The organism is Haladaptatus sp. W1 (assembly GCF_001723155.1).
Lineage (GTDB): Archaea > Halobacteriota > Halobacteria > Halobacteriales > Haladaptataceae > Haladaptatus > Haladaptatus paucihalophilus.
Genome location: NZ_MEIH01000261.1, coordinates 1 through 5,893, shown reverse-complemented (window position 1 = coordinate 5,893; position 5,893 = coordinate 1). Strand labels below are relative to the sequence as shown.

Below are 5,893 nucleotides of genomic sequence, written 5' to 3'. Positions count from 1 at the left end.
GGCGCTGCTCGACGATACGGAGAGCGACGCGCTGTTCCTCGAACGGAAACCGGAGTTCGAGTGGCACGGCGGCATGCTCATGGAGGACGCGACCCTCGAAGTGCCGTTCCTCGCCGACCTCGTGACGCTCGCCGACCCGACGAGCGAGTACACGTATCTGAACTATCTTCGGGAGACGGACCGCCTCTACGAGTTCTACTTCTACGAGACGTTTCAGGTGCCCCGGCGGGAGTACGACGATTACTGTCGGTGGGTCGCCGACACGCTCGGCAACACGGCGTTCTCCCGCACCGTGACCGACGTTCGGCACGACGAGGACCGGGAGGAGTTCCACGTCACCGCCCGCGACCCGGAAAACGGCGGGACGTTCGAGTACCGCGCGGAGAACGTGGTGGTCGGCGTCGGAAGCGTTCCGCAGGTCCCAGAGGAGTTGCGGGGCCATCCGAGCGAGGACGTGTTCCACACCGCCAGCTACCTCGACCGACGCGAGCGCTGTCTCGACGCCGGGGCGATTACGGTCGTCGGGTCGGGCCAGAGCGCCGCCGAGGTGTTCTTAGACCTGCTCAAGCGACAACCCGAGGCGAGCTACCGCCTCGACTGGCTCACGCGCTCGGAGGGCTTCTTCCCGATGGAGTACTCGAAATTGGGTCTCCAGCACTTCACGCCCGAGTACACCGAGTACTTCTACGACCTGCCACAGGAGCGAAAGGACGACCTCGTGCCCGAGCAAGGGTTGCTGTACAAGGGAATCGACCCGGAGACGAGCGAGGAAATCTACGACCTGTTGTACGAGCGCTCCATCGGCGACGCGGACCCGGACGTCGGCATGCTCGCCACGACCGAAGTCGAGGACATCGAGGCGACGGACGGCGGCTACCGCCTGACCTGCGAGCAGTGGCAGGAAGGCGAGCGGTTCGCCCACGAAAGCGACGTGGTGGTCCTCGGAACCGGCTATCACCGCCCGAGGCCGCCGTTCCTCGCCGGAATCGAGGACCGAATCGGACGCGACGCGAAGGGACGCCTTCGCATCGCCGAGAACTACGAAATCGAGTTCGACGGCGCGGCCCGCCTGTTCGTGCAGAACGCCGACCTGTACAGCCACGGCGTCGGGACGCCCGACCTCGGACTCGGCTGTCAGCGAAACGCGGTCATCATCGAGTCGCTGCTCGGCGAGGAACGGTATCCGACCGACGAGGACACCGTTTTTCAGGATTTCTCCGTCGAGCGGTTCTGCTCGAAATCACCCGGAAGCGAACGATTGGACGACGAACGCGCGACACCCACACAGGAGGACTGACGATGCAGACCCCAACGCAGGATTCGAACGACATCGACATCGATAGCACCGACAGCAGTATCGAATACGAACACCTTCGGGACGCACTGGCCCCCGGAATCTGGGAGACGGTCGGTCGGCGACTGCTGGCGAAGATGCTGGCCGAGTTCAGCTACGAGGAGCTCGTCGTGCCCCGGCGGACGGAGGACGGCTACTTCCACCTCGGTCTGTCCGACGGGGTTGAGTACCGATTCGAGGCCGACGATCGGCTGTTCGACTGGCGGAGCGTTCACTCCGACTCCATCGAGCGCCGGGAGTCCGGCGACTGGGAACCGGCGACGGACCCCGTTCGCTTCCTGCTCGACGCGCAAGGAACCATCGGCGTCTCGGACATGACCGCCGGACACCTGATTCGGGAGTACCGCAACACGATGCTCGCCGACGCCCACATCGAGGCGAAATCCCGCGACGGCGAGCGGGACCTCACGGCGCTCGACTACGCGGAACTCGAAGGCGAGATGACCGGCCACCCGTGGATAACCTACAACAAGGGTCGCCTCGGCTTCGGCTACGACGACTACCTCGACTACGCGCCGGAACGGAAACGGCCCGTGACCCTCTCGTGGCTCGCCGTCTCCCGCGAGCGAGCCACCTTCAGCGCCGTCTCGGGACTCGACCACGAGGCGCTCGTCGCCGACGAACTCGGCGACCTGTACGGGACGTTCCGCGCGAAGCTCGAAGCGAAGGGCCTCGACCCGGACGACTACTACTTCCTGCCGGTCCACGAGTGGCAGTGGGACGGCAGCATCGTCCAACTGTTCGCCGACGAAATCGCGTCGAACGCCATCGTCCCGCTCGGCGACGGTCCCGACGAGTACCTCCCACAGCAGTCGATTCGAACGTTCGTCAACGTGAACGAACTGGAGCGCCACCACGTCAAACTCCCGCTGCGCATCCTCAACACGCTCGTCTACCGCGGACTGCCGGGCGAGCGGACCGAAGTCGCGCCGATAGTGACGGAGTACATCAAGGGTATCTACGAGGACGACGAGTTCCTCCGCGAGGAGTGCGACCTGATTCTGCCCGGCGAAATCGCGGGGCTGAACTACGACCACCCCGACTTCTCGCGACTCGACGGGTCGGCGTACCAGTACGACGAACTGCTCGGCTGCGTCTGGCGCGAGAGCATCTACACCTTCCTCGACGAGGACGAGAAAGCCATCACGCTGTCGTCGCTCATGCACGTCGAAGACGGGACGCCCTACCTCGAATCGCTCGTGGCGGAGTCCGACCTGTCGATGGAAGCGTGGCTGGACGAACTGTTCGAGACGGTGCTCCCGCCGCTGCTCCACTACCTCTATCGCTACGGGACGGTGTTCTCGCCGCACGGCCAGAACACCATGTTGGTGTTGAAGGACGGCCGACCGCACCGCCTCGCGGTGAAGGACTTCGTGGACGACGTGAACGTCAGCGACCAACCGTTGCCCGAACTCCAGTCGCTCCCGGACGAACTTCGGGCGGTTCTCAGGACCGAACCGCCCGAGGGCCTCTGTCAGTTCATCTTCTCCGGCCTGTTCGTCTGCGTCTTCCGCTACGTCGCCGATGCGCTGGCAACGCACTCGGACTACTCCGAGGTGCGGTTCTGGCTGGGCGTTCGGGAGGCCGTCGAGGAATATCAGACCGAGTTCCCGGAACTGGAAGACCGCTTCGAACTGTTCGACCTGCTCCGTCCCGAGTTCACGAAGCTCTGTCTCAATCGAAACCGCCTCCTCGATTACGGCTACGAGGACGCCGACGGCCGTCCGCACGCTTCGGAGCACGGCACGGTTCCCAACCCGCTGTACGAGGTGGTGAACCGCTAAGCGAGTTCGTCCGGTCGCGTGAACGGACCGGTTCGACCCCGCCAGTCGAAACGGAAGATTAGTTTGCCAATACTGTTTCAAATCCGAAATATCTGGCCGCTCGCAGTTGTACTCACGTCCGTCACCGTTCGGTCTCCTGCGGCGTCACACCACCGGAAAAGGCTATGATTTGAGCGGTCGTTGAGGGCACCACAACCGTTATATGTCGAACGATACAACGATGTTCTATTCATGACTGGCCGATCGACCATAACACGACGGCGGCTTCTTCAGGGAACGGCGACGACCGGCGCGCTCGCCCTCGCCGGGTGTACGTCCGGCGACGACGACGGCGACGGCGGCAGCGGCGAGACGAGTTCGACGGGAGACGACTCGACGTCGACGACCGACGGAACGGACTCGTCCGGTTCGAAGGACCTCTCGGGGACGATGACCATCTTCCACGCGGGGAGCCTCTCCGCGCCGTTCGAGGACGCCGAAACGAAGTTCGAGTCGAAATACGACGTGCAGGTCAACCGCGAGGCGAAGGGGTCGGTCGGTTCGACGAAGAAGATAACCAATCTCGGCCGCTCCGCCGACGTGCTCGCCGTGTCCGACTACCGGCTCATCCGCGACATGATGGTTCCCAAGTACGCGAAGTGGTACGCCGTGTTCGCTACCAACGCGATGACCATCGCGTACACGGACAAATCCACGGGCGCGGACGAGATTTCACCGGACAACTGGTGGAAAATCCTCGGCCGGGACGACGTGACGTTCGCCCATTCGGACCCCGCCGTGGACCCGAACGGTTACCGTTCGGTGATGACGATGCAACTCGGCGCGGTCCCGTTCGACGGCGAGAAACTGTACGACGAGAGCACGTCGAAGGCGCTCATCGACAAGGCGAAAATCCCGTCGGGAACCGAGACGGACCTCGTGGGGCAACTGAAATCCGGCGAACTCGATTACGCGTGGGAGTACCAGTCCGCGGGCAAGAGCCACGACCTGAAGACGGTCGACCTTCAACCGTCGGTGGACCTCTCCAAGGCGACCTCGAAGTACGCCAAACACTACGCGAAGGCGGAAGTGGAGACGAAAAACGAGACGTACACGGGCGCACCCATCGCCTACGGCATCACGGTGCCGAGCAACGCGAAAAACCCCGACGCGGGAGCGGCCTGGGTCGAGTACATGATCACGGAACCGGGTCAGAAGATTCTGAAGCAGAACGGATTCGAACCCGTGAAACCCGCCGTCGTGCCGAAAAGCGGGACGGACGCCGTTCCGAAGGGCGTCATGAACCACGCGGAAGCGAAATCGTCACTCGGTCCGCTCGAACTATAGGGCGGTCGCACAAACGGACGGTAACGAGTCTTGGGGGAACCATTCGGAAACCATGAGCGATTCAAACTACGAAGACGGCGGGTATCGGGCGCAACCGACCGCGATGCTCGGTCGCGGGTCGGTCGTGCTGGCCGTCCTGACGGTGCAGGCCATCGCGTTCGGGACGTTGTACGTCATCGGCCAGCCGACCCTCTACGTCGGCGTCGCGCTCGGCAGCGCCGCCCTGCTCGGCTGGCGCGCGAACGACGGTTGGTTCGGCGTCGCCGCCGCCACGTTCGGCGTCGTCCTCCTGCTGGCGCTCGGGATGCCCCTCGTCATGTTCATCACGCGCCAAAACCCGTCCCTCGTCGTCGAGGCGGCGCGTTCCTCCGAAGTCCACACGATGCTGTATCTCACCATCTACGGTCCGCTGCTCGCCACGGTCGCGTCGCTGGTCTTCGGCGTGCCGCTGGCCTACCTCCTCGCGCGCGGCTTTTCCGGGCAGGCGATCGTCGAGAGTCTGGTCGACTTGCCCCTCGTGGTTCCCCACTCGGTCGCCGGAATCCTCATCCTGTTCGGCTTCGGGCGGCGCGGCCTGTTTCCGGGCGTGTCGGTGCTGACGACCATCACCGGGATGGTGCTGGCGCTGACGTTCGTGAGCGCGCCGTTCGCGGTCAACACGACCCGCGAGGCGTTCGAAACCATTGACTCCCGTCTCGAATACGCCGCCCGGAGCCACGGCGCGACGCCGTTCGAGACCTTCCGGCGGATTCAGATTCCCCTCGCGTACCGGGGCATCCTCACGGGCGGCGTCCTCGCGTGGGCGCGCGGCGTCTCGGAGTTCGGCGCGGTCGCCGTCGTCGCGTACAGCGTGAACTTCTTTTATCCGTTCACCGGCGAGGAAACCGTCGCACAGCACGCTCCGGTGTACATCTTCAACACCTTCACTTCGGCGGGGCTGGCGGACGCGAGCGCCGTCGCGTTCATTCTGCTAGTGATGAGCGCGGGCATCTTCCTCGTCGTTCGACTGCTCACCGACACCGAATCCGGGAGCGTACTATGAGTTTCGAGATAGACATCGGCGCGACGTTCACCACGTCGGGAGCCGACCCGTTCGACCTCGACGCCGAATTCGAGGTCGAGACGGGCGAAACCCTCGTCGTGCTCGGTCCCAGCGGGAGCGGCAAGACGCTCCTGCTCGAAACTGTCGCAGGCTATCACGACCACTCGGGGCGCGTCTTCTTCGACGGACGGGACGTGACGGACGACCCGCCGGAGGAGCGGGACTTCGGCTTCGTCTTTCAGGACTACGCGCTCTTCCCGCACCTGACCGTCCGAGAGAACGTCGCGTTCGGCGCGCGATACCACCCGGACGCGCTCGACGCGGAATCGGTCCTCGACGACCTCGGGGTCGCGCACCTCGCCGACCGTCGGCCGCGGACCCTCTCCG

5 protein-coding genes are annotated in these 5,893 nt (G+C 64.4%); all 5 read left to right on the top strand.

What is annotated here, in order from left to right; all coding sequences use genetic code 11:
* Positions 1-1,297: lysine N(6)-hydroxylase/L-ornithine N(5)-oxygenase family protein (locus tag BG842_RS11855; protein WP_069450890.1), on the top strand; the 1,297-nt coding region annotated here is incomplete at its 5' end.
* Positions 1,298-1,299: 2 nt separating this feature from the next.
* Complete coding sequence (locus tag BG842_RS11850) at positions 1,300-3,138, top strand: IucA/IucC family siderophore biosynthesis protein (RefSeq protein ID WP_083252511.1); 1,839 nt, start codon at positions 1,300-1,302, stop codon at positions 3,136-3,138.
* A gap of 231 nt (positions 3,139-3,369) precedes the next feature.
* On the top strand, positions 3,370-4,464 hold the full coding sequence (locus BG842_RS11845; protein WP_069450889.1) for an extracellular solute-binding protein: 1,095 nt from the start codon (positions 3,370-3,372) through the stop codon (positions 4,462-4,464).
* Between the two features lie 52 nt (positions 4,465-4,516).
* Positions 4,517-5,506 (top strand): ABC transporter permease, encoded by a 990-nt coding sequence (locus tag BG842_RS11840; protein ID WP_069450888.1) that lies wholly within the window; start codon positions 4,517-4,519, stop codon positions 5,504-5,506.
* Positions 5,503-5,893 (top strand): ATP-binding cassette domain-containing protein (locus BG842_RS11835; RefSeq protein WP_139136105.1); only part of this gene is annotated, 391 nt, incomplete at its 3' end. The genes BG842_RS11840 and BG842_RS11835, both read left to right, overlap by 4 nt.